Here is a 25,895-nt window from a genome sequence, read left to right on the forward strand (position 1 = left end):
GAGTAACTATTAATGCGTTTTTATTTAAAAAAAGACAGAATATTGACAATATTATATACAATGGTATAATTTGTATGGGAAATATTTCCTAATAACAATTTTAATGGAAATTATTATTAATTTAAAAAAATGATAATAATACAAAATTTATTTAAGAAAGGAGATGGAATTTTAAGAATATTGTAAGTATAGTATTTTAGTAATATAAAAAATGGGGGGGATATTAATGAGAAAGAAGTATAAAAGTTTATTAGCTACAGTACTGACAATGACTTTCGTTTTAAGTAATGTAATTATTAGTAGTGGAATATCTGTTTTAGCAGATACTCTTTTAAATGATTATCCTGAATGGAATAACAATCCTAAAACCTTTCAAGTAAATAGAGAACCTGTACATACTACAGCAACTTCTATTCCTTTTAAAAATGCAGCTGCAGCTCTTACTGATATAAATAAGGATATTTCTAATAGAGGGATAAGAGTTGATTCAACTTATTTAAAACACATTAATGGAACTTGGGCATTTAATCTTGCTAAAAATCCAGAAGCAAGACCTGTAGATTTCTACAAGGACAACTATAACACAAGTGACTGGGGCTCAATAAAGGTTCCTGGTAACTGGCAAACTCAAGGTTATGATTATCCAATATATACAAACATTACATATCCTTGGACAGGCTATGAAAGTTTAACAAAAACACCACCGCCCAAAGCACCTACAGTATACAATCCTGTGGGATCCTATAAAAAGACCTTCACTGTACCTAGTAATTGGGACCAAAGACAAACTTTCATGTCATTTCAAGGAGTATCTTCTGCATTTTATCTATGGATCAATGGACAAAAGGTTGGTTATGCTGAAGATAGCTATTCACCAAAAGACTTTGATATAACTAAATATTTAAAAACTGGTGATAATACAATTTCTATGGAGGTTTATAGATGGTCAGATGGAAGTTGGCTTGAAGATCAAGATGGTATAAGGCTCAGTGGTATATTTCGTGATGTATTTATGTACTCAACACCTAAAGAAACCTTAAGAGATTTTAAAGTTGAAACAGATTTAGATTCAACCTATACAGATGCTACACTATCAATAAAAGCAGATCTACATAACTACGATGAAAATAATACTACAGGTGGAGCATTTACTCTAGAGGCCATGCTTTATGATGATCATAAAAAGCCTGTATTTGACAAGCCTATTACTGCCACTGGCGATTTCTCAAGTGGAATTGAACAAGCAGTTAATTTAAGCAAATCTATAAAGAACCCAAAGAAATGGTCTGCAGAAAGTCCATATCTTTATTCGCTTGTATTAACAGTTAAAGATAAGTCTGGAAAGGTTATTGAAGCAGATGCGGACAAGGTTGGGTTCCGAAAGTTTGAATTAAAAGGAAATCAGATGAAATTAAATGGCACTGCAATAATGTTTAAAGGTGCTGATAGAGTGGAGACAAATCCTAAAACAGGTAAAACATTATCTGTAAAAGATATGATTTATGATATTACAACAATGAAGCAGAATAATTTAAATGCAGTTCGTACTTCACATTTTCCAAATGACCCAGCATGGCTTGAGTTATGTGACGAATATGGACTTTATGTAATCGATGAAGCAAACCTAGAGAGTCACGGGGTAAGTGGAACTCTGCCAAAGAGTAATCCAGATTGGACTGATGCCTGTGTTGACAGAATAAAAAGTGTAGTGCAAAGAGACAAAAATCACGCCTCTGTCCTTATCTGGTCGCTTGGCAACGAAGCTGGAACTGGAACTAACTTCAAAGCCATGCAGGATTATGCACACTCGGCGGATTCAACACGTCTTGTGCACTATGAAGGCGACAGTAAGTATTCAGATATGACAAGTCAAATGTACCCAGGTGTTAATACCGTTGCAAGTTATGGTGCATCTGGAAATGTAAAACCTTATCTTATGTGTGAATATGCTCATGCTATGGGTAACAGCAACGGAAACTTACAATAATATTGGGACGTTATAGAAAAATATCCTAATCTACAAGGCGGATTTATATGGGATTGGGTTGATCAAGCTTTAGTGGCAAAAACACCAACAAATTCAGAATACTATGCATATGGTGGAGATTGGGGAGACAATCCTAATGATGGAAATTTTTGTGCTAATGGAGAGCTTCTAGCAGACGGAACACCAAAGCCAGAGTTAACTGAAGTAAAACATGTTTATCAAAATATAAAGGTTACTCCTGTGGATTTATTAAATGGAAAAGTTAAGATTACAAATAAATATTTATTTACAAATCTAAACGCCTTTAATGGTTCATGGAACCTTATGGAAGATGACAAGGTTATTAATAAAGGTAAGATTTCAGACCTTAATATAGCACCCAAAACTAGTAGCATTATAACAATACCTATAGCTAAATCTAAACTAAAAACAAAAAGTGGAGCTGAATATTGGTTAAACTTTAGTTTTACTAATCCTAAAGACACCATTTGGGCTAAATCTGGTCATGAAATAGCATCAGATCAGTATAAAGTACCTTTTGAAATACCAATTAAGAAGACCTTAGATGTATCAAAAATGTCATCACTTAAAACTACAGAGACAGGTACTAAGGTATCCGTAGTAGGAGAAGACTTTAAACTTAATTTCGATAAAACTAGAGGCTCTGTTACATCCTTAAACTTTGAAGGAACAGAACTTGTAAGTGGCGAACTTGCACCTAATTTCTGGCGAGCTCCCACAGATAATGATAAGGGAAATGGTGGACCTACTAGAACTGCCACTTGGCGTAATGCAGGGCAAAATAGAACAATAAAAACTGTGGTGGTAACAAAATTGAGTGAGAAGGCTGTGAAAATTGATGTAACGGCCACACTGCCAACTACAGTTGAATCACAGTATAAATATTCTTACACCATATATGGTAGCGGGGATGTTGATATATCAAACACTCTTATACCAGGTAGTAAAACCCTTCCTGAGATACCTGAAATAGGCATGGAGATGAAAATGCCTAAGGGATTTGAGAATTTAACTTATTATGGTCGTGGACCACAGGAAAATTATATGGATAGAAATTCAGCAGCATATGTAGGAGTTTATAACAGCACAGTAACAGACCAATATATACCATATATTGAGCCATCAGAAACTGGAAATAAAACAGATTTAAGATGGATGACTGTTACAAACAGAAAGGGTACTGGACTTATGATTTCTGGGGATCCTTTAATGGAGGCTAGTGCCCTTCATTATACAACAGAAGATTTAACTATGCAGGCGCATCCATATCAGCTTACAAAAATTGAAGACACAATGCTCCATTTAAACTACAAACAAATGGGGGTAGGCGGAGACAACAGCTGGGGTGCACGGACTCATGCAGAATATACATTGCCAGCTAATAAGACATACTCTTATAACATTAAATTAAAACCTATATCTAAAAAATCAAGTCCTATGGATATAAGCAAACAGGTATTACCTGCTAATGAACAGAGTATTGAGCCTGTAAATGTGACTACTTATAAAGGCACAGCACCAATACTGCCTTCAACGGTTACAGCAGCTATAGGTGCTGATGCAACAAGGCAGTTACAAGTAAAATGGGATGCTATAGCTGCATCTAAATATTCAGCAATAGAAAAATTCACTGTAGAGGGAGTTATAGAGGGCTCTAATTTAAAAGCAATAGCTAATGTTTCAGTTAGAGAAATCACAAGTGCAATAACTGTTAATATTTCTACTGGACTTAAAGTAGCACCGATTTTACCACAGTCTGTTACTGCAAAATATAGCGATGGGTCCACAGAAGAGGCAACAGTAACTTGGGATAAGATTGATCCATTAAAATATGAAAAAGAGGGCAACTTCTCGGTAAATGGGGAAATAGCATCAAATGGAGCAGTTGTACCTGGAATGGCCAAAGCCAATGTACTTGTAACTGCTCAGTGTACTTACTTAAGTGATATGAATTGGAAGAGTGCTATTTCTGGATGGAAAACTGTACAGAAGGATAAATCAATTGATGAAAATGTAATAACTTTAGCAGGTGTTTCTGGTCCAATGGCCTTTGCAAAAGGACTAGGAACTCATGCAGTTTCTGAAGTAGTATACAATTTAGCAGGTGGCACCTACAAAAACTTCCAATGTTATGTAGGTCAAGATCAAGAAATAGGAGGAGCTTATGATGGAGTAGGATTCCAAATATATTTAGATGGTCTAAAGGCCTTTGATAGCGGAACTATGACAAAAGATGCACCAGCTAAATTAATAAATCTTGATGTTACTAAAAAGAGTGAACTTAAGCTAATTGTATCAGATGGTGGAAGTGGAATTATAAGCGAAGACCATGGTGACTGGGCAGATGCTAAGTTATTATCTGAAACTCTTAAAGTGACAGCAAAGGTTCCGCAGTAATAACAAGTATACTGTAGTATCATCTTTTTATAAGATTTCACGAGGATACTAAATCAGTATATTTCATAAATCTCTATAAATTTAAAAAGTGCGAGACATTCTCGCACTTTTTTATATTAATAACAAATATATATATAATTGTTATATTTTATTATCTTAATAGGTGCTACTATTGGATTAGAGAAAAAAATAAGAACAGTAGTATACATATTGATGATTGGAGCAATACAGCATGTTTCCCACAGCGGAATATTTGATATAAATGATATTATTCTAAATACTATTGGATTCTTTTTATGCATTTTATGTAGTAATTTTATTTTATACGAATAATGCGAAGATAAGTTTTGATATAAAGGAGTATGAGAGATAATGTATATACCTGAAAAACTTTTAATAGACGTTGAAAAGACTAATAATTTGAGTGGATACTTTATTCGTTCTGAAGATGGTAAGGAAATTAAAATGATTGCATCAGGAAAAATGATTATTCCAGTTGATGGGAATGAGTATAAAAACAAAATCTATAAACTACTGGAAGATAATTGTGATTTGATTTTCTGTACCACAGATAAATTGAGGAACTTTGAATTTTATCCAGTGCCCATGTTAGCAATTTTCGCTGCTGATAGTAATGGAACATATTTCGGGACAATCGGTGGAATGGGTGCACTTGGGAGTGATGATGATTACCCAGTTGGATATATAAATAAGGAAGGAAAGCATGGAAAAATAGCGGGCAGTTTTAAAGAGTTTCTGGAGCTTCTCATTTTTTATCCGTACTGGAGAGACATAGTTGAGTATGAACAAATGCAGTTACCTTATAATATATCTGATATAGTGAAGAATCAGAGAAAAAAGCATTCACAATTTTTTGAATATCAGCATGAGATTTCAGAACAACTTAAACTTGTTCAAAATCCTAAATCCATTAAACTACTTATAACAAATCTCAAAAATCCATCGGATTTTATGGTATATCGTTCAAAAGACGAAGCTAAAAAGGAAAATGTGTTTTTGGAAGATATTAATTTTGACGGATTCGGTAAAATTATGTGATTAAAGTTCAACGATTAATAGACAGGGGATCGAGGCAAGAAATTAAACCAAATTAAAAAATATAAAAAAGTATAGAGAGGAGGTAACTAATTTGAAGCTATATATTTCAGGATATGGGTCAGGGGCTACAACATCTATTGGCATTTTTAAAATAGAGAATGGAAATATATTAGAAAATCAATTGATAAGGGATGCAGAAAGCTCATCCTATTTAAGTGTATTTGAGGAATACATTATTGGTATAAGTGAGCTTGAAGGTAATAGTTATATTCATATGTTTAAAAAGAACTTGGAGGAATATTTTCTTATCGATACAAAGCTGATAAAGGGTGGTTTATTATGCTATATAACATATTTGCCTAAGAATAGAGTGCTGGTAGGAGCTTGCTACGAAGGTGGTGAGATTTTTTCTATAAAAATAGGGGAAAATGGTTTTGAGGAAATGTTGAGTTTTATAGTGCAAGGTGGTAATAAGGATAAAGTAAGTCGCGCTCATTGTGTTGTACCAAATAAATCAGAAACTATACTTTATAGTGCTAATATTGCTCTTGATATGATTTATAGCTATAAAATAAAACAAGGTAAATTGTTTGAAAATGGTTATTTGCAACTTCCGAGGGGCGAAGGACCAAGGCATATTCTTTTAAGTCATAATGAAGAAACCATATATGTTATTTCAGAGTATTCAAATAAAATATTTATTATTAATAATGACAATGGAAAAATGACATTGCTTGATAGTGTAAGCACGCTTCCAGAGAATTTTTGTGAAAAGAGTTATTGTTCCACACTTTGTATGACAGCTGATGGTAAATATATTTATGCGGCTAATCGTGGTGCTAATACCATTGCAGTTTTTAGTGTGTTTGAATATGGAAATCTTAAAAAGATGGGAGATTGTTCTTGCTTTGGGGAATGGCCTAGACATATATCATTAGTAAATATGGATAACTTTTTAGCTATAGCAAATCAAGGTAGTAATCAGGTGATTTTGAGTAAGATAGATTCTAAAACAGGACTTCTAACTAATGGGATATTAGACATAGCATTTAATAAACCAAGTTTTGTATGCGAAGGACGATAAAAGATACTTCATTTCCATCTGATAATTAATGTCTTTAATTATTTATGTATATCAATTGATTACATAGAAAGTTAAAGACATTTTTTCTTTAACTTTACAAATTTAAAATATATTCAGAAAATTAAAATATTTTCACTAAACTACTTGATGTTATATAGTAGTTCATATATAATTAAATACAGAACTACTATATATTATCAAGTACATTATAAAATACTAATAGTTAGGAGCGAAATTCTAGTGGAATTTGAAAAAGAAATATTAAAAGGCTATGTTGATATAATTATTCTATCAGTTTTAAAGCATAAAGATATGTATGGTTATGAAATTGGAAAAACCATAAAGCAAACAAATAAAAGTTTTGAAATGAAGGAAGCAACCTTATATGTATCCTTAAAAAGACTCGAAAAGAAAGATTATCTGGAGGGATATTGGAATGATGATGAAAATACTGGTGGAGGGAGAAGACGTTATTACAAAATTACTCAAGAAGGTTTGAACTTTTTTGGCGAGAAGGTTCAAGAGTGGCTTGTTCTTAGAGAATTATTAAATCAATTTTTGGAGGTGAGTATTAATGAATGAAATAGATAGGTATGTAGATAGTATTTGTGATGAATTTAATGAGTCTGCTAAGGACATACAGATACTTAGGGAAGAATTAAAAGCGAGTCTTTATGATGAAGCCCATGAGCTTGAAAAACAAGGTCTTAGTGAAGATGAAAGTATAAAAATAGCATTGAAGAATTTTGGACAAGAAAATGATGTTATTTCGGAAATGAGCACCGTATGGAAAAAGAAAACTGATTATACTTTATTGATGGTAAAAGTAGCAATTGGTATTTTTATAATCGGTCTAATTTTTACTGGAATTAATATGTATTATGAAAATTCCGCCAATAGTATGCTTGAAAATAGTTCATATTTGTTTTTTATTGTTTCATGGATTATAGGATCTATAGCTTTTTACCAATATATTAATATTGAACGTCCAAGCAAAATATTGGTATTTGTAGCTATTTGTGATATAGCATATGGGGGATATTCTGTTTGTAGGATAATATTTTCAACTCAAGTAAAAGTATCCATTATAATTCTATTTGGGTCAGTATTAATTATTATTTTAGCTATGAAAGCATATTTTAATAAAAAAAGAATTTAAAAGTAGAAAATCAAGGAGGCAAATATGAGAGAAGATATACAGAGAACCATTAATGTTTTTTGTGTCAAATTGTACAACTATTGGTTTTTATATTTGCTTTGGTTGTAGAAGAACTACTTTATAGAGGAATATTACTTAATAAATTGAGAAAGCATGGAGATTTGTTTGCAGTGGTAGTCTCTTCTATTATATTTGGAATTGCCCATGGGGCTAGATTTTTCACCATGATTCCTGGTTTATTTTTTGGGCTGCTGTATGTTATATCAGATAGCATAATAGCACCTATTGCACTTCATGCACTATATAATTTAGGAGCAATTTATTTTGAAAAACTAGTATTAAAAACAAGCATTAGAGCAGTGTTATTCTACCTGTGTATGTGCATTATATGCTTAGCTATTATGTTAATAGACAAGAGATTTAAAACAACCTTCATAGACCTTAGAAACAAATATAAGGAAGAACATGGTCTAAATAAAGGAAAATATAGTGCTGCATTTAAATCTGAAATTTTCCTTGTTTTTGTCTTGATTATGGGAATTATGGTTGCTTTAACTTTTTCTTATTTATTTAAGAATTAGAGTTATAAGAAAATAAACTATTTACAAATAGAACAATAGAGCTCCACTGATAAAATACAGATTAAACAGTTTGAACCTTTAACCCTAATGCTTAAATTAAATTTAAGTATAAATGATTACGTCACGTAAGGTGCTTTCTTTTTATAAAATTCAGTAGTGTAATCAATAAAACACTGAGTTGCTTTGGTAATATACTTTTTCTTTTTATAAGCAATGGACACTCCTCGTTTTGGCATAGGGCAATTGAGTTTGTAAAAGCGAAGATTATTTTCGCTTGGGGAACACTTGACAAGGGTATCTGAAATAAAAACAGCTCCAAGTCCTTTTGAAGCAAATTCGAAGGAAGTCATCTGCTGATTAAATGACATCTTTACCAATGGTTCAATATTATAATAATTAAAAATTGATTTTGATCTTCCAAAAATTTCACTCGTTGTATCTAGCAAAAGAAAAGGGAATCCATCCATACCATATAGGTCAATAGCTGGCTGGCTCTGAGAAATATGTTTATCTGCTCTGATTTCTTCAGACGTCATACCACAAGCAAAAAAGTTCGTATCTACAGGAAGATTCAGAGGTATGCCCAATAAAATTTGGTTTGTAAATAAAGGAACAGATTGAAAGATTTCGTCTTCAAACCAATCAGTATCTAAAATTAAGTCAATGCTTCCATCTGCTAGCATACTTTTTAGCACAGGAAGAGAGGCTTCTTGTGCAGCAATTTCAATTCCTGGATATTGATTTGAAAATCCAACAATAAGTTCAGGGAGCAAATAGGTCATTGATATGATAGCACCCCCAATTGTAATTTTTCCAACTTTGACTTCATTCAAATTTTGAAAGTAATCAGCGCATTCTTGTTCCATTGATATAATTTTTTCCGCTTTCTCTATGTACATGTATCCAGCATTCGTTAACTTAAGTGGGGATGTTTTTCGTTCAAATAAAGTCTGACCAATTTTCTTTTCTAATTTACTAATTGCAATACTTAAGGCTGGTTGTGTCATATACAAGTTTCTTGATGCTTTTGAGAAACTCCCAGACTTGTAGACCTCATAAACATAATTCATGATTTCAAACAATTTCTTCACCTCTATAAATTAAATTTATACATTAGATAAAATATATAAATTTGATTATACAACAAATCAATGATAATATCAATTCATTAAAGAGTTTAAGAGGAGATTTAATATGATTGAATACATTATTGTATGTCCATTGGTTTTTCTTGCTGGCTTCATAGATGCAATTGCAGGTGGTGGAGGGCTTATATCACTTCCGGCATTTATGCTTTCTGGAATGCCGGTTCACTTTGCTATTGGTACAAATAAATTGAGTTCAAGTATGGGAACAGCTTTAGCTACATATCGCTATGCCAAAAACGGATATATTAAGTTCAAATTGGCAGCTTGTAGTGCGGTATGTGCATTGATAGGATCACCACTTGGTGCCATGCTTTCCTTAAAAATTGATGATTTCTACTTTAAGATTTTAATGTTACTCATTTTACCCATTACTTCTTACTATGTTTTGCGCAAGTCTAATCTTGAGGCCAATCAAGACATTAAAACATTAACACCCACTAAGACCTATATAATTTGTATGCTAATCGCATTTATTGTGGGAGTTTATGATGGCTTTTATGGACCTGGGACGGGAACATTTTTATTATTGTTATTGACAGGCATCGCTCACTTAGATTTAAATATATCTGCAGGAACGACAAAAGTTATTAACTTATCTTCAAATGTGGCAGCATTAATTACCTTCATAATTAACGGAAAAATATTTTTTATTTTGGGATTGACTGCAGGAGTTTTCAGTATTGCGGGAAATTACATTGGTACCATTTATTTTACGAAAAATGGAATGAAAATAGCGCGACCTATTATTATAATAGTACTAGCAATATTTTTTGTTAATATATCATTAGATATGCTACATATGTATTGAGGACTATAAATATATGTATATGTGATGCAAGTCCATATTTTATCTTAATTGGTACTTTCCTACCATAAATTATAAAATCTAAAACATACTGCATTCGTATTTTGGTTTATTAGGTTGACAAATGTAATATATTGTTGTAAAGTAAAAAGTATAATTTAATAAGACCTCACTTTTATATGTGGGGTAGAGGCGCGACATTTAACAGTCTTTAGTGGAGTTTGAGAAGCATTGATACTAAAGAGAAGGAAAGGTCGCCGAAGTAAATATAATCTTAAGAATATTTGCTGGGTCTGTAGTTAATAGCTATAGGACTGTCTCAATAAACTTCCCAGTTTATTGAGTTGTGCTATCTCACTCGGGAAAAGAAGAGGTTTAGGGACAACTATGCATGTTGAGACCTGAGTTTATCTCAGGTCTTTTTTGTTTTGGAAAATTCCTAAGAGGCTTAATAGCGCCACCTTCATGTAAGGGTGGCATTTTTAATTTGAATATATTATATAAATTTTGTAAAAAAAGGGGAGAGGTAATCATGAAAAAGAAATTATTATTATTAATAGCAGTATCTCTATCAGTAGTTATGCTTTTAACAGGATGTGGGTCAAGCAGTAGTTCAAAAGAGGTAAAAGCAGAAGAGGCGGGTGGAACATTTAAAGTAGGTCTTGAAGCTGGATATGCGCCATTTAACTGGACTCAAATAGATGCTTCTAATGATGGTGTTAAAATTGAAGGCAGCGCAGAATATGCAGGCGGATATGATGTAGAAATTGCTAAAAAAATTGCTAAAGATTTAGGAAAAGAATTGGTTATTACTAAAACTGAATGGGATGGTCTTGTACCAGCATTAGCTTCAGGCAAAGTGGATGCAATTATTGCAGGTATGTCACCCACAGCAAAACGTGCGGAGGTGATTGATTTCTCGGATAACTACTATAAATCAGATTTAGTTATGGTTGTTAAAAAGGGTGGAAAATATGATGCAGCTACTTCTATTGTGGACTTTAAGGGAGCAAAGATAACTGCTCAATTAAATACTTTCCATTATTCAGTAATAGATCAAATTAAAGGTGTAAAGAAGCAAACAGCTATGGACAACTTTCCTACCATGAGAGTTGCTCTTCAATCAGGAATGATTGATGGTTACGTATCAGAACGTCCTGAAGGTATTAGTTCGCAGGCTGCAAATACTAACTTTAAAATGGTAGAATTTAAAAGTGGATTTACTACAACAGACTCGGATACGTCAATTGCTGTAGGTCTTGCAAAAGGTAGTGATTTAACTGTAAAAATCAATAAAACATTAGCTGGTATATCACAGGCAGATCGTAAAAACATTATGGATACTGCTATAAAGAACCAACCATCAGCTAAATAGTATTTATATTCGACTGTTAGGAGGAGAAAGATGAGTATTGAATCGATAGTAAAAATAATTTTAAATAACTGGCCAATGTTCCTACGTGGAGCAGGTGTGACACTCTTAATTTCCATGGTTGGTACTGTTATAGGTTCCATAATCGGTTTATTAATAGGAGTTGTACGCACTATTCCAGTAGCTGACCGAGGAATAAAAAAGGTCATGCTTAAAACGGTTAATGCTATTCTTTTTGTTTATATAGAGGTATTCCGTGGAACTCCTATGATTGTACAAGCAATGGTAATTTATTATGGATCTGCTTTAGCATTTGGTATAAATATGAACAGGTTATATGCAGCAATCTTTATAGTTTCAATTAATACAGGGGCTTACATGTCAGAAATCATACGTGGCGGTATTGTTTCTATCGATAAAGGACAATTTGAAGCAGCTCATGCTATAGGTATGAATCATATTCAAACTATGATTAATGTAGTAATACCACAAGTGATTCGTAATATTCTGCCAGCAACGGGTAATGAATTTGTAATCAATATAAAAGATACATCGGTACTTAATGTAATTTCCGTAACAGAATTATATTTCCAAACAAAATCAATTGCAGGAAATAATTTCAATTATTTTGATACATTTTTTGTTGCATGTGTTTTGTATTTTTTAATGACCTTCACAGTAACAAGAATTTTGCGTTATATTGAAAATAAGATAGATGGTCCTGAAGATTATATTATGAATGCTAATCAAATGCAGGTATAGACTCACTAAGATGTTTTGCATAGAGCAAAAATAGTGGTGGAAATAAATATTAGGCGAGGGAGTAGGAAATATGGAAAAAGTAATTAATATACAGCATTTAAGTAAATCCTTTGGAACTCATGAAGTGTTAAAAGATATTGATTTTTCAGTAAATACTGGAGAAGTAGTCTGCGTCATAGGTTCCTCTGGATCTGGGAAATCAACTCTTCTTCGGTGTGTTAACCTTTTAGAAAAACCAAGTGGTGGTGAAATCATCTATAAAGGAGAAAATATACTAGATGATAAACATGATATCTTCGCGTACCGTACAAAGCTTGGTATGGTGTTTCAACAATTCAACTTATTTAATAATTATAATGTCCTAAGCAACTGTGTGGTGGGACAAATGAAAGTGTTAAAACGTTCCAAAGAAGAGGCAGAAAAAGTAGCTATGAAATATTTGATGGTGGTTGGAATGGAGCAATATGTTAACGCAAAGCCAAAACAATTATCAGGTGGTCAAAAACAACGTGTGGCTATTGCAAGAGCACTTTCTATGGAGCCGGATGTAATGCTCTTTGATGAACCTACATCAGCCCTTGATCCTGAGATGGTAGGAGAAGTTCTTAAAGTTATGAAGGAACTTGCGCAGTCTGGTCTTACTATGATAATAGTAACTCATGAAATGGCATTTGCAAAAGAAGTGTCTGACCGCGTAATATTTATGGACAAAGGGGTCATAGCAGAGGAAGGAAGTCCAGAGCAAATTTTTAATAATCCTACAGAGGAACGTACCAAGGAATTTTTACAGCGTACATTAAAGCAGATGTAATAAAAGTTAGGAATAGTAAATAAAGCCCCTACATTCTATAAGGATGTGGGGGCTTTATGTGGTAAGTCTTTAAGCGGTTTGTATTAAAATGTAGGGCATAATTTCACATAATTTAACATGATAATTCAATAATTACATCATATTTTAAATATATAATTAATATTGTAATACAAATTTAAATAATGGAGGCTTAAAATTATGTTAAAGAAAAACATACTATGTGTATTAGTACTATCAATGTTGATACCAATTGGTGTAAGTGCTCAAACATTAACAACTAAAACGGAACCAGATGCTAAGGCAGTAACAACTCAAAAAAAATCACCTAAAGCACCTTATGTAAGTCAGATAAAATTAGAAAGAGAAACAATCAAGAAAAACCATGATACAAATCAGGTAATTAAAGATGATATAAAAGGGGAAATTGCACAAGTAAAAACATTAATAGCACAAGATAAGGCTAACAAAACTTTGAAATCTAAGAAGGAGGCTATAACAGCTCAAAGAGTTGTTATAAAAGCAGATAGAGATATATTAGAAGGTATCAACATAAATTTAAAAGCTAATAGAAACACTAATAAAACTGATATTGCTAATAAAGATTATGCAACTTTAGTAAATGATCTTAATAAGATAGCACCATTACAAACAAGCAAGACACCTGTATTACAAAAAATAAGTTCTGATTTAGATACATTAATAAGTTTATTTAGCAACTAATACTTAAAGTGGGCTGTCTCAAAATGATTAAAAAATCATTTGAAGAGACAGCCTCTTTTTTATATGCAAATAGGATTTCGAAACATGGCAAAATTTTTATTACTCTCATATGTTCACTTCCTTGAATTAATAATATATATTTAATGTTATAAATCAACTGTAAATCATTATGGGGAATAAGGTGGGAGCACATTTAAATTTTCTTTGATTTTATATTGAAGTTTGTTTAAAAAAGAGGAATTTTGTAATTGGTTGTAGAATTATAAAATGGAATAAATTAAAAATGAGGGATTGAGATGAATGTTCAAAATATTATAGTTAATTTAATGGTAAATATTATCCCCATATTATCTATTGTTTATATTGTAGTGGGAATTAGATTATTTAGGCAAATAGCGAAAATCAACGTTAATTATTTTTCTTTTCTTATGTTTGCCGCTGCAGTCTATTCTTTTGGATATTTCTTGGAACTTAATTGTGAAGATCTAAATACTTTTTTACTTGTACGTAATTTTGAGTTTCTAGGGTCTACGTTTATCCCAACTTTGGGAATTCTATTTATTGCAGAGTTAACAGAAATTAAAATATCGAAAAAAGTAAAGAGTGTTTTATTTACAGTTTCCACATTCTTATGGTTACTATTTATATCAAATCCGATTCATCACTTAATTTATAAAAGCATTGATTTACGAGTTGTGAGGGGATTTGGTATAGTTCATGCCCTACGAGGACATGCTTTCTATTCCATGTTGACATACTATATAGTGTTGTTGCTATTTTCAATTATTGCATTAACAAAGTCATATAAAATGGTAGAGGAATCTAATAAAAAAAATAGTGTTCTTTTTTTAAAAAGATCATTTTACATTCCTTGGGTTGCAATAATAATTGTTTTACTAAAGTTAGATACATATGTTGAACCAGTTGAAATAACTATAATGATATTAGCTGGTTTGTTTGCTATTAATGAAATTAAAAATAACATGCTTGAAGTGCAAAAAAAAATGTGGAAGGGTACCTATGAGAATATTGGTGAACCAGCATTTTTGATTGATAAAGCAGAAAACATAGTTTGCTCAAATATTATTGCAAAGACTTTATTTCATAATCAAGCGAAAAGCATTGATTATATAATTGGAAATTTATGTGATAGCGAGATAAACAGAAAGCAGATTTTTTTTGAAACTAACAGTGGAATTAAGTGGTTCGATGTTAAAAAAAGTAAATTTGATATAAAAAGAGGATTTGTAAGTTACTTGCTTATAGATATCACCGAAGGGAAAGTGGCAGAAGGGCTCTTAATGGAAAGTGAAGAGAAGTTTTCAAAATTATTTCACATCAATCCTTCTGCTTGTGGTTTAAGTGATTTGGAAGACCATAAATACATTGAAGTAAATGAAGCATTTTATGATTTATTAGGATTTGATAAAAATGAAGTTATTGGCAAAACAGCTGCAGAATTAGATATAATGACCACGCAAACAAGAAATAAGGTATTATTAAAAGCAGATAGTAATGGAAATATAAGGTCTGTAGAAGTAGATTTAAAAGCTAAGAACGGAGACATCAAGCATGTTCTGTTATCATCAGAAAATATTTATGTTAAAGATAAGAAATATTGCTTTATTGCTATTAATGACATCACCGAGATTAAACAAAAGCAAGAGGAAATAGAACACTTAAGTTATTATGATCAGCTTACTGGCTTATATAATCGTAGATTTTATGAAGAAGAATTAAAGAGACTGGATTCGCCTAGAAACTTGCCTCTCACCATTGTTATGGGGGATGTAAATGGTTTGAAGATTGTTAATGATTCGTTTGGCCATGTTAAGGGCGACGAGCTTCTTAAGAAAGTTGCAAGGGTAATGAAACTAGCATGCAGAGAGGATGATATTATCGCAAGACTTGGCGGGGATGAATTTGTTATCATATTACCTAAAACCGATGGATTTGAAGCAGATCAGATCATTAGGCGTATAAGTGATTTATCAGCAAAGGAAAAAATAGAATTCATTGATATTTCCATTTCCTTTGGTTATGAAACTAAGAATACGGAGAAAGAAATAATCGAAGAAATATTCAAAAAAGCAGAAGATCATATGTATAAGAAAAAACTTTTTGAAAGTCCAAGTATGAGAGGAAAAGCAATCGGAACTATCATCAGAACACTTCATGAAAAAAACAAGAGGGAAGAACAACATTCTCAAAGAGTTTCAGCATTATGTAAAAGCATGGGAGAAGCTCTTAGACTTTCAGAATATGAAATTCAGGAACTTAAAAATATAGGATTATTTCATGATATAGGAAAAATAGCCATAGATGAAAATATACTTAATAAAGCAGGCAAACTCACAGGTGTAGAATGGAATGAAGTTAAGCGTCATCCAGAAATAGGTTATAGAATACTTAATACAGTAAATGATATGGCTGACATGGCAAAGTACTCATTGTATCACCACGAGAGATGGGATGGAAAAGGGTATCCAAAAGGCTTGAAGGGTGACGAGATACCATTCATATCAAGGATTATAGCCATAGCAGATGCTTATGATGCTATGACTAGTGAGAGAAGTTATAGAAGTGCACTACCAACTGAAGCTGCCATAGAAGAATTGCAAAAAAATTCAGGTTCTCAATTCGATAAAGAACTAGTAAAGGTATTTATTGAAAAAGTACTAGATAAGCCCAATATTTAAAAAATATTTCTTATTAAATTTACAAGTGATTTAAAAGACTAAAGGGAGTTCACAATGTGAACTCCCTTCTAAAATATAATATATTTAATTTTAATTTAAGTAGAGCATAGCCATTATTTGTTAATTAAAGTATTTTTCTTTGTCTTTTACATATATTAAAGACCTCTTACTTATAAAATCGTACTATCCTCTAAAAACTCTGAAAATTTAATTTGAACCATTGGACTATCCCCTTTCTATTAGCGAATTTTATAGTTTATCTAATGAAAGTTAATATATAAGTGGAATTACTTCCACTTCTTTAGTGATTTAAATTTTGTTTCTTTGTTTATAAATATATAATAGCATAATAGTATGTGTTTGTAAAGAATTATTTTTAAATAATAAATATTATTGCCAAAGATGTAACTTAGAGTTACATTTTATGAGATAATATTAAAAAAAGGAAAATTACTGTAATATGTCGAAAATATCATATGGCATAGATGCTAATAGGGTAAAATTTAGACAGCTTTGCGGTTGGCTCAATAACAAAAAATTATGAGTAATAAATATTGCATAAAAATGGGGGATGTAAAATGAAACTATATATACTTCATACCAACGATATTCACAGTAATTATGAGAGTTTTTCTAAGATAGTAAGTAAAATAAAAGAATTAAAAGATGAAAACACAATAATATTGGATGCTGGTGATTTTGCAGATTTTAAAAGGTTAGAACTTCAAGGAACAGATGGGGTCGCAGCTATAGAGTTATTAGAGTATGCAGGTTATGATGCTATAGCAGTAGGTAACAACGAAACATTTAATGGATATGATACATTAGTTAATATGGCAACAAAATCAAAGGTTCCCTTTTTAAGCTGTATATTCTAAATATTTTGCTGATGTCTATAAATATGCCCTGTCGCTATGCCGTAATGAAACTTTGGCAGAGGAAATAACTCAAGAAACGTTTTTTAAAGCTTTGAAAAATATAGGAAAGTTTAAAGGAGACTGCAAAATAAGAGTTTGGCTGTGTCAAATAGTGAAAAACACTTATTTTTCACTATGCCAAAAAAACAAGCATATTATCTATGAAGCTCGTGAAGAAAATGGATGTGAATGTATTGAGCAAAAGTTGATAAATAGTGAAACAGCATGGGAAATACATAAAAAACTTCACTTTTTAGATGAACCATATAAAGAGGTTTTCACCTTAAGAGTGTTTGGTGAATTACCATTTTTACAGATTGCGGAGCTTTTGGGGAAAACAGAAAGCTGGGCAAGAGTCACATTTCATCGTGCAAAGATTAAACTAAAGGAGGATTAAAATGAAAGTTTCATGTGAAATAGTTAGAGATTTACTACCACTCTACTACGATGATGTTTGCAGCAGCGAAAGCCGTACCACAGTCGATGAACACTTATTAGAATGTGATACCTGTAAAAAATATCTTGATAGCATGAGCGGCGATTTTATTCAAACTAATGGTGAGAAAACAGCAGAGCAAGCAAAGTCTAATATATTAAAAGGAATAAAAAAGAAGCTACTTAGAAAAAATGTTATGATATCAGTTATTTCAGTTATCTGTGCAATTACTGTATTATTTGGAGGATTTTCACTTGTATTTCACTACCAGACACCAATTCCCTATGATAATGGACTAGTGAATGTTAAAATGGGAGATAATGGAATGGTTGACGTCTCATTTAACGGGGATGATTACTACTGCTCATATCAATGGATCATGCCAATTGAAAAAGATGGTATAAAAAAATATGTGGTATATATTTATTACACTGATACTATATGGACAAGAAATTTTTCCAAGCCACAAACGGATAAACAATATAAATATTCAATTAACAATAAAGCATCCTTTGATTTTGATGACGGTAATGGCCTTATAGAAGTAAAAAAAGATATATCAGCAGTGTATTATCTCAATTATAAGGATTCAAAAATGTCCACTAAAGAATTACAAGAGATTCCATCTAAAGCAGTTCTTCTTTGGAAAAAGTAGACACGTATTATAAAACTTCAAGGATAAAATAAATATACCCAATATATATTTTATCCGAATTCATGTCCCGGTATCCCATTATTAATATAACCTTTATGGTACTTGCTTAACTCAGGCAAAAGTCATAAAGGTTATATTTGTTTTATGGATATGCTTATATATTTTTGTTTAATTGATACCCAGGTTGAATTTAATTTTATAAAATGTTACAATAATAGAATAAAAATACATTTACTATTCAGAACTTGGCTAAAGTGTACGATAATAAAATAGATTAAACTTATAATATTATTTTATACAAAAGCTCCAAATTAATAATACTCTTACATAAAAATTGAGACCATATATATTTCCATTATGAGAGGAAGGTTTTTTTATGGAAAAAGTAGATAATAGAAAATCTTTTAGAATTGAGTGTAAAATACCAATTTGCACACAAATTTCTATTGTTAAATTTAATAATAAAATGGTCACTACTGGAAAGGGAAATATTTGTGTGGAAAATATAAGTTCTGGTGGTCTTAAGTTTTTGTACAGTTTAAATCTACCGGTAAGTGATATTATGATTATTGAGTTTAAAGTGATTATTGAAGATATGACTACTGCTTTTTATGGTAATATTGTGAGGAAAGAAGAAATTGATAGTGGAATATATAGATATGGAGTTAAATTTATTAATAAGTGTGATGAGGATCATCAAAAGTTCATAAGGAAGCTAGAGGAGTTAAATGAGCATGGCATTTTAAACAATTCTGAACTTTGTGAATGTAATGTAATAGATTGTATTAGAAAATACACAGGTAAATTTAATAAAAGAATATGTAAAAGATATAAACTTAATAATAATTTTGTTGGGAAAATGAAAGTGGACAAAATTAGTAATGAATTTGCCAGCTCTCAGTGGACCAGTATATTAATAGATGATATTTCACAAGACGGTATTCAATTTATTACTGACGATGAAGTACCAATGGATGAAGATACAATTTTAGAATTTAAAATTATTATTTCTGATAGAAAAATCTATGCTAAAGGATATGCGCTCTGGAGAATAAAAACTGAAGAAAATAAATATAGATACGGAGTAAAATTAAGTGTTACAAATTCAGATAAGGAAAAGATAGCTGGAATTCTAGAAGAAGTAGTGGATTTTTCTTTAGAAAGGGGAATATTAGTACGAGAATGTTTTAGATTAAATTTTAGCTATTCAAAGTCTGAAGATCATAACTTTGAGTGGTGGGTATAAAAGAATCAATTAATAATGGTAGCACTACTTATACGAAATTCTTAGGGAGAGTTGCATTGTAAACTATCGTCAAAAAACTTTTCATAAAAAAACATTTTACTTTTATAAGAGGTTTATGTAAAAGGTAAATTGATATCTATTATGTAGAAATCAATGTTTTAATTTCACATGAATAATCTATAATTTAATGTACAAATATTATACTTTGAATTCAAAGTGGAGGCGGTAAAATGAAAAAAAAGTAGCTATAACTTTTATTTATGGAAATTAAAGTTTCTTGAAGGAGCTAAAATTTCCAAAAGAGAAATAGATAAGAAAAATCTACCTGATAACATACATTATAATAAGGTGACTGGAGAATATACTAAGGTAGAATGTGAGGATATAAATTTAGAAGAATTAAATACATATATTAAAGTCAAAAATGCATACAACCTTAATTTGATAACAATTTGTGTAATTATTTGTACAGTTCTACTTGTATTAGTACTGATAAACTGCATATAATTTGGAGTATAAGCTTTAGTAGGTAATGGTATTGCTCAATATATATTTTAAAATTATGCAAAACATTTTTAATAAGCATATATATTATCTATAACGGTGAGGGAGGTAAAGCTTCATGTATGATGCATTTGTTAAACTGATTAATACAGTTGGCTTCCCTATAGGTGTGAGTATATATTTGCTAGTAAGATTTGAGAAGAAAATTGAGGATCTCAATAAATCTATCTCTCAATTAACAGTATCTATATCCACCGTTATAGGAAAATCTGAAAAATAAGGATACCAAATTGGTATTCTTATTTTTTTAGTATTGGATATTGATAGATATAAATCTAAAAAAATCTGATATTTATTGCAAAGTTGCACATTTGATGAAGATTGATGATTTCATTTTTCCTATAAATGAATTACCCTAAAGTAGACAGATATACTAATCAACATTTAGGAAGGTGAATATTTATGGGAAATTATCAAAACATTAATACATTAAAACCAGTGGGCATTGAAAATAAAAAAGCGTATTTAATTGGAGGGGGTATTGCCTCTCTTGCGGCTGCCGCATATTTAATACGAGATGGTCATATGGATGGTAAAAACATCACTATTTTAGAACAATCACACATTATTGGTGGTAGTATGGACGGGTCCGGAAATGCAAAGGATGGTTATATTGTCCGAGGCGGAAGAGAAATGGAAGAACACTATGAATGTTGTTGGGATTTATTTAGCAAGATTCCATCGCTAAGTACTCCGAGTCAAACTGTTTTAGATGAATTTAGGCAGCTGAATAATTCAGACCCTAATGAGTCAACTTGTCGTTTACTTCATAATTGTGGCGAAAAGGCGGATTTCTCTTCTCTAGGACTTAAGGATTCTCACATTAAGCAACTTACTATGCTTTTTCTTGCAACAGAAGAAGATTTAGGCGCTACAACTGTTGAACAGTATTTTGATCCATCATTTTTAGAAACTAATATGTGGTGTTTCTGGCGCTCTATGTTTGCATTTGAAAATTGGCATAGTGTTGTGGAAATGAAAAGATATATGCAGCGCTTTATGCATCTTCTTCCTGGCATGAGCCATATGAAAAACATCATGTTTCCAAAGTATAATCAGTATGAGTCTATGATTCTTCCTCTAGAAAAATGGTTACTATCTAAAAATGTAGTCATTAACTTAAATTCGCAAGTTACAGATTTAGACATTGATATAGAATCAGATAAGAAAACTGTTACTGCCATTCATCTGTTGCACAATGATAAAGATGAAACAATTCATACAACTGTGAATGATTTAGTATTTGTTACTAATGGATCTATGACAGAAAACTCTACTATTGGAAGTATGCACAAACCTGCAGTAACTAATCGTGGTGTAGGAGGCTGCTGGAACCTTTGGAAAAACATTGCAAAGAAAGATGATTCCTTTGGAAAACCAGAAGTCTTCTGTAGTGATATCGACAAAAGTAAGTGGGAATCTTTCACTATAACTAGTACAAGTTCTAAAATAGCTGAATTACTTAAGAAGCTTACTGGAAGAGATCCATACTCTGGTAAAACTGTTACAGGTGGTATTATAACTATGAAGGACTCAAGTTGGCTTTTAAGCTTAACTTGCAACAGACAACCTCATTTTAGTGATCAACCTAAAAATGTTTTAGTAATATGGGCTTATGGTCTTTTCCCTGATAACATTGGTGATTTTGTTAAAAAAAGAATGAGTGATTGCACTGGTGAAGAAATGATGACAGAGCTTTTATATCATTTAGGCATGAAAGAGGAGACATCAGAGATTCTTAAAAACGTTAATGTTATCCCTTGTATGATGCCTTATACCACTAGTCAATTTATGCCACGTGTTAAGGATGATCGTCCTAATGTTATTCCAAAAGGTAGTACCAATCTTGCCTTTTTAGGACAATTTGCAGAAGTTGAAGATGATTGTGTATTCACAGTTGAATACTCTATTCGTTCAGCTATGATGGCAGTTTATAACTTGCTTAATCTTGATAAAAAAGTGCCAGAAGTATATCCTACTAAATATGATATACGTGTAGTTGCAGCGGCAGCAAAGGCATTATACAGTGGACGTCCTCTCCCAGCTGAGGCGATTGTTCGCAAGCTTTTGAAGAATACAACACTTGAAGGATTAATTTAAATATTTAAATAAAAGGAACAAGAAAGTATGTGCTTTCTTGTTCCTTTTATTGTTGTATATCTTTTTATAATAGCAGCAAATTTGGTATCACTGTATTTCACATTTTAATAGGGCTCTATGTATATCGCCACTAATTATTTGATCTAGATTATCAATAATTTGCTCAGAGTTCTTAGTCATATTGGTTTTTATCCATTCAAGTAGTAATCCTACAAAAGCAAATTTATAAAAATTAACCACAAATTCTTTTTTTTCTTTTGACACGTTCATGTCCACTGCAATCTCATCTACAACGTGGACCACAAGCCAATATACAGCATTGTATAAATGGGTTTCCAAGTGTTCACGTCCAATGGAATTATAGGTATTTAAAACCATTTTACGATTTTTATCCAAATAAATTAATATATTCAAAAATCCTTGCTGCCAGGTTTGAGATGTTGTATTTTCTGCCATGGCACTAGCAACTTCAGTTCTGAAAATCCATTCTAAGAGTGCGTAGATATCTTGAAAGTGATAGTAAAATGTACGGCGATTAACTTCACAGTCCCTAACAATATCATTAATTGTAATTTTTGCTAAGGGTATTGTGTTCATTAGCTTTTTCAATGATTGTGCTAAAGATTCTTTTGTAGTTTGTGACATACATTAGTTCTCCTTTCCCTTTGAGTTATATATATTATATTTAAAATTAAGTTTTTAGTCAATGTGGGGGATTCATAATGAATTACATTTAGTGTGGATTTTTGTTTAAGGAAAGTTCTAAAATTTTAAAGGCTATTAAATTATGAAGAGGAGAAATTGAGCAAAAGGCAGCAATTTTACTTTTTTCTACAAATTTTAAAGGGAAACCGTAGAATAATATTGAATTATATAAGTAATATTATGATAAATTCACTTAACTATATAATGATAGTACTTGCTATTTTATGGAGGTAATACTAATGAAAACAAAAATATCAGAATTGTTAAATCCATTATATAAAACAAATATGGGCCAGGAAGATAATACTGAAGTCACTAGTTATGATAAAGTAATGAATATATTTGAATCTTTTGTTAACATGAACAATATGAGCAAAGATGAATTTTTAGAAAAAGTTTTTGTTAGTGCTTTTAAATTGATACCTGAAGCAGAAAAGGGATCTTTTTATGAGCTTTCAGGAGATAAATACATACCTATATTTACAAATGGCTATGATTTTAAAACTCTTCAGAAATTAGTCTTTAATAGAAGTGATGCTTTTATTGACTATGAATGCTCAGATGTTTCTAATATTGATGCATATCAAATATATATTGAGAAACGTGATGATACAAAGTTTACCAAGGAAGTGATTGAGACCTTTAAAGAACTTGGAACTTATGCTAATTTTATATCATTATATGCACCAGTTCAAGTTGAGGGTATAAATGTAGGGTTACTTAGTCTTGAATGTTTTAACGGAACTGAGTTTTCCAAAAATTCTAAGAAAATATTGAAATTTTATGCGCAAATTATATCAAATTTTTATTCTCAGAAGGTTTTTCATGATAGAGAGACTAAAATGTATGATGATATTGTAACATCGTTAGTATCTGCTATTGAAGTCAAAGATAAATATACAGAAGGACATGCGCAGAGAGTAAGAGAATATAGTTGTATGATTGCTAAGGAACTTGGACTAACAAAAACTCAAATGATAGATATTAGTACTGCATCTTTATTACATGACATTGGGAAAATTGGAGTTCCAACAGAAATATTAAACAAACCAGGTAAACTGACTGAGGATGAGTATAATATTATCAAATTACATCCTATACATACTAAAACTATCCTAGATAAGATAAGCAATTTTTCTAACATTTCAAATATTGCATATAGTCATCATGAAAATTATGATGGTACTGGATATCCTCAAGGGTTAAAAGGTGATGAAATACCATTTGAGTCACAGATAATACAAGTAGCTGATGCATATGATGCAATGACTTCCGATAGAGCTTATAGAAAAGCACTTTCTATAAATGAGGCACTTGAAATTATAGAAAAGGAAATGGGTAAACAATTTAATGCGGAAATAGCTAAAGTAGCAATACGATTATTTTCTAAATAAATGGTATCTCATAATAGAAAGCATTTTGAAAACAACTGTGATTTATTTTAAAGGTGGATTTGCATGATATGGATGGGTATAGTATATGTATTAATGGGAGTAGTTTATTTAATATATTCTATTTTACGTAGAGATAAAGTTACTTATTTTAGTAGGGAATACCGTAGAACAAGCGAAATGAAGGTTGTAAAATCAAGTGAATTTTTAATGTTACAATTAAAAGTTTCAATATTTAATTCTATATATCTTTTTATATATGGAATATTAATAATAATATTTAATCTTAATAATATATTTTTTATAGCAGGATTTTTGCCATTCCATTTTATAAACCTTTTACTAATAATTAAAAGTAAAACTAAGGGGTATGTAGATTATAAAATTGGAGAGAATTATAAATAATATACAGGCTGGGGTTAGACTTAAGACATAATATTATAAGGTTGCTATTTATAAATGACGGAAGCTTTTAAAATGGTAGACGAAAGTGTCTTTATAAAACTTAGCCATGTGTATCAGGATACGAAAATCATAATTACTCATACTTATATGTAGTATTATGAAGATAATCTAGTTAGGTTACATATAAGATGGAATTGTACACCTATTTATATGATAGAATAATCCTTGTCGTCACGAAACAGTGGCACATTATGTTAAAAGTTAATTGCTAATTTTAATTTTTTTTAAAAAAATAAATTAAAGAAGTTGTTGACAAAACAAGCAATACCTAGTAGTATAGTAGAAGTCGTCGGTTGGCGATTAATACAAAATAAACAGTTGGTCTTTGAAAATTAAACAGAGAAATAGGTAAAATAGCGAAATAATATTTCGCTAGACCAGTTAATTACTTTAGATAAAGAAGTAATTTTAGTCGTAAGACTAAAAAGTATGTAATGAGCTTGAGTAACAACTTAACAGTTGTCTCAGATTATTCATTTCAAATAAAAAGTGCAAACTTTTAAATTGAGAGTTTGATCCTGGCTCAGGACGAACGCTGGCGGCGTGCCTAACACATGCAAGTCGAGCGATGAAACCTTTCGGGGTGAATTAGCGGCGGACGGGTGAGTAACACGTGGGTAACCTGCCTCAAAGAGGGGAATAGCCTCCCGAAAGGGAGATTAATACCGCATAATATGTTTTGATCGCATGATCAGAATATCAAAGGATTCTCTTCGGAGATTCCACTTTGAGATGGACCCGCGGCGCATTAGCTAGTTGGTGAGGTAACGGCTCACCAAGGCAACGATGCGTAGCCGACCTGAGAGGGTGA

The 25,895-nt window shown here is 31.4% G+C and carries 21 protein-coding genes, 1 rRNA gene, 1 pseudogene and 1 riboswitch; of the genes and pseudogenes, 21 read left to right on the forward strand and 2 right to left on the reverse strand.

The features are described from left to right. The first annotated feature begins 268 nt into the window (after positions 1 to 268). The 6 genes and pseudogenes from lacZ to KPL51_RS02270 all read left to right on the forward strand — a co-directional run bounded on the left by lacZ (position 269) and on the right by KPL51_RS02270 (position 8,288). Positions 269 to 4,405, forward strand: a pseudogene (lacZ, locus tag KPL51_RS23290) (beta-galactosidase, LacZ type). A 372-nt stretch (positions 4,406 to 4,777) separates the two neighbouring features. Next, the gene (locus KPL51_RS02250) at positions 4,778 to 5,464 is read left to right on the forward strand and encodes a hypothetical protein (RefSeq protein ID WP_216156693.1); all 687 of its coding nucleotides are present in this window, start codon (positions 4,778 to 4,780) and stop codon (positions 5,462 to 5,464) included. Between the two features lie 91 nt (positions 5,465 to 5,555). Further along, on the forward strand, positions 5,556 to 6,548 hold the full coding sequence (locus KPL51_RS02255) for a lactonase family protein (RefSeq protein ID WP_216156696.1): 993 nt from the start codon (positions 5,556 to 5,558) through the stop codon (positions 6,546 to 6,548). A gap of 240 nt (positions 6,549 to 6,788) precedes the next feature. Next, entirely contained in the window at positions 6,789 to 7,130 is a 342-nt protein-coding gene (locus KPL51_RS02260; protein ID WP_216156699.1) for a PadR family transcriptional regulator, read from the forward strand. Further along, on the forward strand, positions 7,123 to 7,707 hold the full coding sequence (locus tag KPL51_RS02265; protein ID WP_216156702.1) for a permease prefix domain 1-containing protein: 585 nt from the start codon (positions 7,123 to 7,125) through the stop codon (positions 7,705 to 7,707). The genes KPL51_RS02260 and KPL51_RS02265 overlap by 8 nt, the downstream gene beginning before the upstream one ends. Before the next feature lie 80 nt (positions 7,708 to 7,787). After that, positions 7,788 to 8,288 (forward strand): CPBP family intramembrane glutamic endopeptidase, encoded by a 501-nt coding sequence (locus tag KPL51_RS02270; protein ID WP_216156705.1) that lies wholly within the window; start codon positions 7,788 to 7,790, stop codon positions 8,286 to 8,288. Between the two features lie 116 nt (positions 8,289 to 8,404). Here the strand turns inward: KPL51_RS02270 and KPL51_RS02275 are convergent, their stop codons facing one another. Then, entirely contained in the window at positions 8,405 to 9,370 is a 966-nt protein-coding gene (locus tag KPL51_RS02275; protein WP_216156708.1) for a LysR family transcriptional regulator, read from the reverse strand. A gap of 112 nt (positions 9,371 to 9,482) precedes the next feature. Between KPL51_RS02275 and KPL51_RS02280 the strand changes: the two genes are divergently transcribed. The 12 genes from KPL51_RS02280 (at position 9,483) to KPL51_RS02335 (ending at position 22,523) form a co-directional block, all read left to right on the forward strand. Continuing rightward, the gene (locus KPL51_RS02280) at positions 9,483 to 10,244 is read left to right on the forward strand and encodes a sulfite exporter TauE/SafE family protein (protein WP_216156711.1); all 762 of its coding nucleotides are present in this window, start codon (positions 9,483 to 9,485) and stop codon (positions 10,242 to 10,244) included. A 176-nt stretch (positions 10,245 to 10,420) separates the two neighbouring features. Then, positions 10,421 to 10,601, forward strand: a riboswitch (Lysine riboswitch). A gap of 172 nt (positions 10,602 to 10,773) precedes the next feature. Continuing rightward, positions 10,774 to 11,616, forward strand: a complete 843-nt coding sequence (locus KPL51_RS02285) for a transporter substrate-binding domain-containing protein (RefSeq protein ID WP_216156714.1) — start codon at positions 10,774 to 10,776, stop codon at positions 11,614 to 11,616. 30 nt (positions 11,617 to 11,646) lie between these two features. Further along, positions 11,647 to 12,375, forward strand: coding sequence for an amino acid ABC transporter permease (locus KPL51_RS02290; protein WP_216156717.1), 729 nt, complete (start codon positions 11,647 to 11,649; stop codon positions 12,373 to 12,375). Positions 12,376 to 12,445: 70 nt separating this feature from the next. After that, positions 12,446 to 13,186, forward strand: a complete 741-nt coding sequence (locus tag KPL51_RS02295; RefSeq protein ID WP_216156720.1) for an amino acid ABC transporter ATP-binding protein — start codon at positions 12,446 to 12,448, stop codon at positions 13,184 to 13,186. Between the two features lie 198 nt (positions 13,187 to 13,384). Continuing rightward, positions 13,385 to 13,906, forward strand: a complete 522-nt coding sequence (locus KPL51_RS02300; RefSeq protein WP_216156723.1) for a DUF874 domain-containing protein — start codon at positions 13,385 to 13,387, stop codon at positions 13,904 to 13,906. Between the two features lie 296 nt (positions 13,907 to 14,202). Beyond that, positions 14,203 to 16,605 (forward strand): HD domain-containing phosphohydrolase, encoded by a 2,403-nt coding sequence (locus tag KPL51_RS02305; protein ID WP_224853586.1) that lies wholly within the window; start codon positions 14,203 to 14,205, stop codon positions 16,603 to 16,605. Positions 16,606 to 17,183: 578 nt separating this feature from the next. Continuing rightward, entirely contained in the window at positions 17,184 to 17,483 is a 300-nt protein-coding gene (locus KPL51_RS02310; protein WP_216156726.1) for a metallophosphoesterase, read from the forward strand. A 28-nt stretch (positions 17,484 to 17,511) separates the two neighbouring features. After that, positions 17,512 to 17,919, forward strand: coding sequence for an RNA polymerase sigma factor (locus KPL51_RS02315; protein WP_216156788.1), 408 nt, complete (start codon positions 17,512 to 17,514; stop codon positions 17,917 to 17,919). A gap of 1 nt (position 17,920) precedes the next feature. Continuing rightward, on the forward strand, positions 17,921 to 18,613 hold the full coding sequence (locus KPL51_RS02320; RefSeq protein ID WP_216156729.1) for a zf-HC2 domain-containing protein: 693 nt from the start codon (positions 17,921 to 17,923) through the stop codon (positions 18,611 to 18,613). Between the two features lie 376 nt (positions 18,614 to 18,989). Then, the gene (locus KPL51_RS02325; RefSeq protein ID WP_216156732.1) at positions 18,990 to 19,859 is read left to right on the forward strand and encodes a PilZ domain-containing protein; all 870 of its coding nucleotides are present in this window, start codon (positions 18,990 to 18,992) and stop codon (positions 19,857 to 19,859) included. Positions 19,860 to 20,481: 622 nt separating this feature from the next. Beyond that, entirely contained in the window at positions 20,482 to 20,643 is a 162-nt protein-coding gene (locus tag KPL51_RS02330; protein ID WP_216156735.1) for a YvrJ family protein, read from the forward strand. A 182-nt stretch (positions 20,644 to 20,825) separates the two neighbouring features. Further along, the gene (locus KPL51_RS02335; RefSeq protein WP_216156738.1) at positions 20,826 to 22,523 is read left to right on the forward strand and encodes an oleate hydratase; all 1,698 of its coding nucleotides are present in this window, start codon (positions 20,826 to 20,828) and stop codon (positions 22,521 to 22,523) included. 87 nt (positions 22,524 to 22,610) lie between these two features. Here KPL51_RS02335 and KPL51_RS02340 read toward each other — a convergent pair whose 3' ends face one another. Beyond that, positions 22,611 to 23,168, reverse strand: a complete 558-nt coding sequence (locus KPL51_RS02340; RefSeq protein ID WP_216156741.1) for a TetR/AcrR family transcriptional regulator — start codon at positions 23,166 to 23,168, stop codon at positions 22,611 to 22,613. A gap of 299 nt (positions 23,169 to 23,467) precedes the next feature. On the opposite strand from KPL51_RS02340, the gene KPL51_RS02345 reads away from it, so the two are divergent. The 3 genes from KPL51_RS02345 to KPL51_RS02355 form a co-directional block, all read left to right on the forward strand. Then, positions 23,468 to 24,622: an HD-GYP domain-containing protein gene (locus KPL51_RS02345; RefSeq protein ID WP_216156744.1), complete on the forward strand. Its 1,155-nt coding sequence runs from the start codon at positions 23,468 to 23,470 to the stop codon at positions 24,620 to 24,622. A 63-nt stretch (positions 24,623 to 24,685) separates the two neighbouring features. Then, complete coding sequence (locus tag KPL51_RS02350) at positions 24,686 to 25,024, forward strand: hypothetical protein (RefSeq protein WP_216156747.1); 339 nt, start codon at positions 24,686 to 24,688, stop codon at positions 25,022 to 25,024. A gap of 560 nt (positions 25,025 to 25,584) precedes the next feature. Continuing rightward, positions 25,585 to 25,895 (forward strand): 16S ribosomal RNA (locus KPL51_RS02355); the annotation flags it as partial.

Origin of the sequence: Clostridium bowmanii (genome assembly GCF_018861315.1) — a bacterium.
Taxonomy (GTDB): Bacteria; Bacillota; Clostridia; order Clostridiales; family Clostridiaceae; genus Clostridium_AD; species Clostridium_AD bowmanii.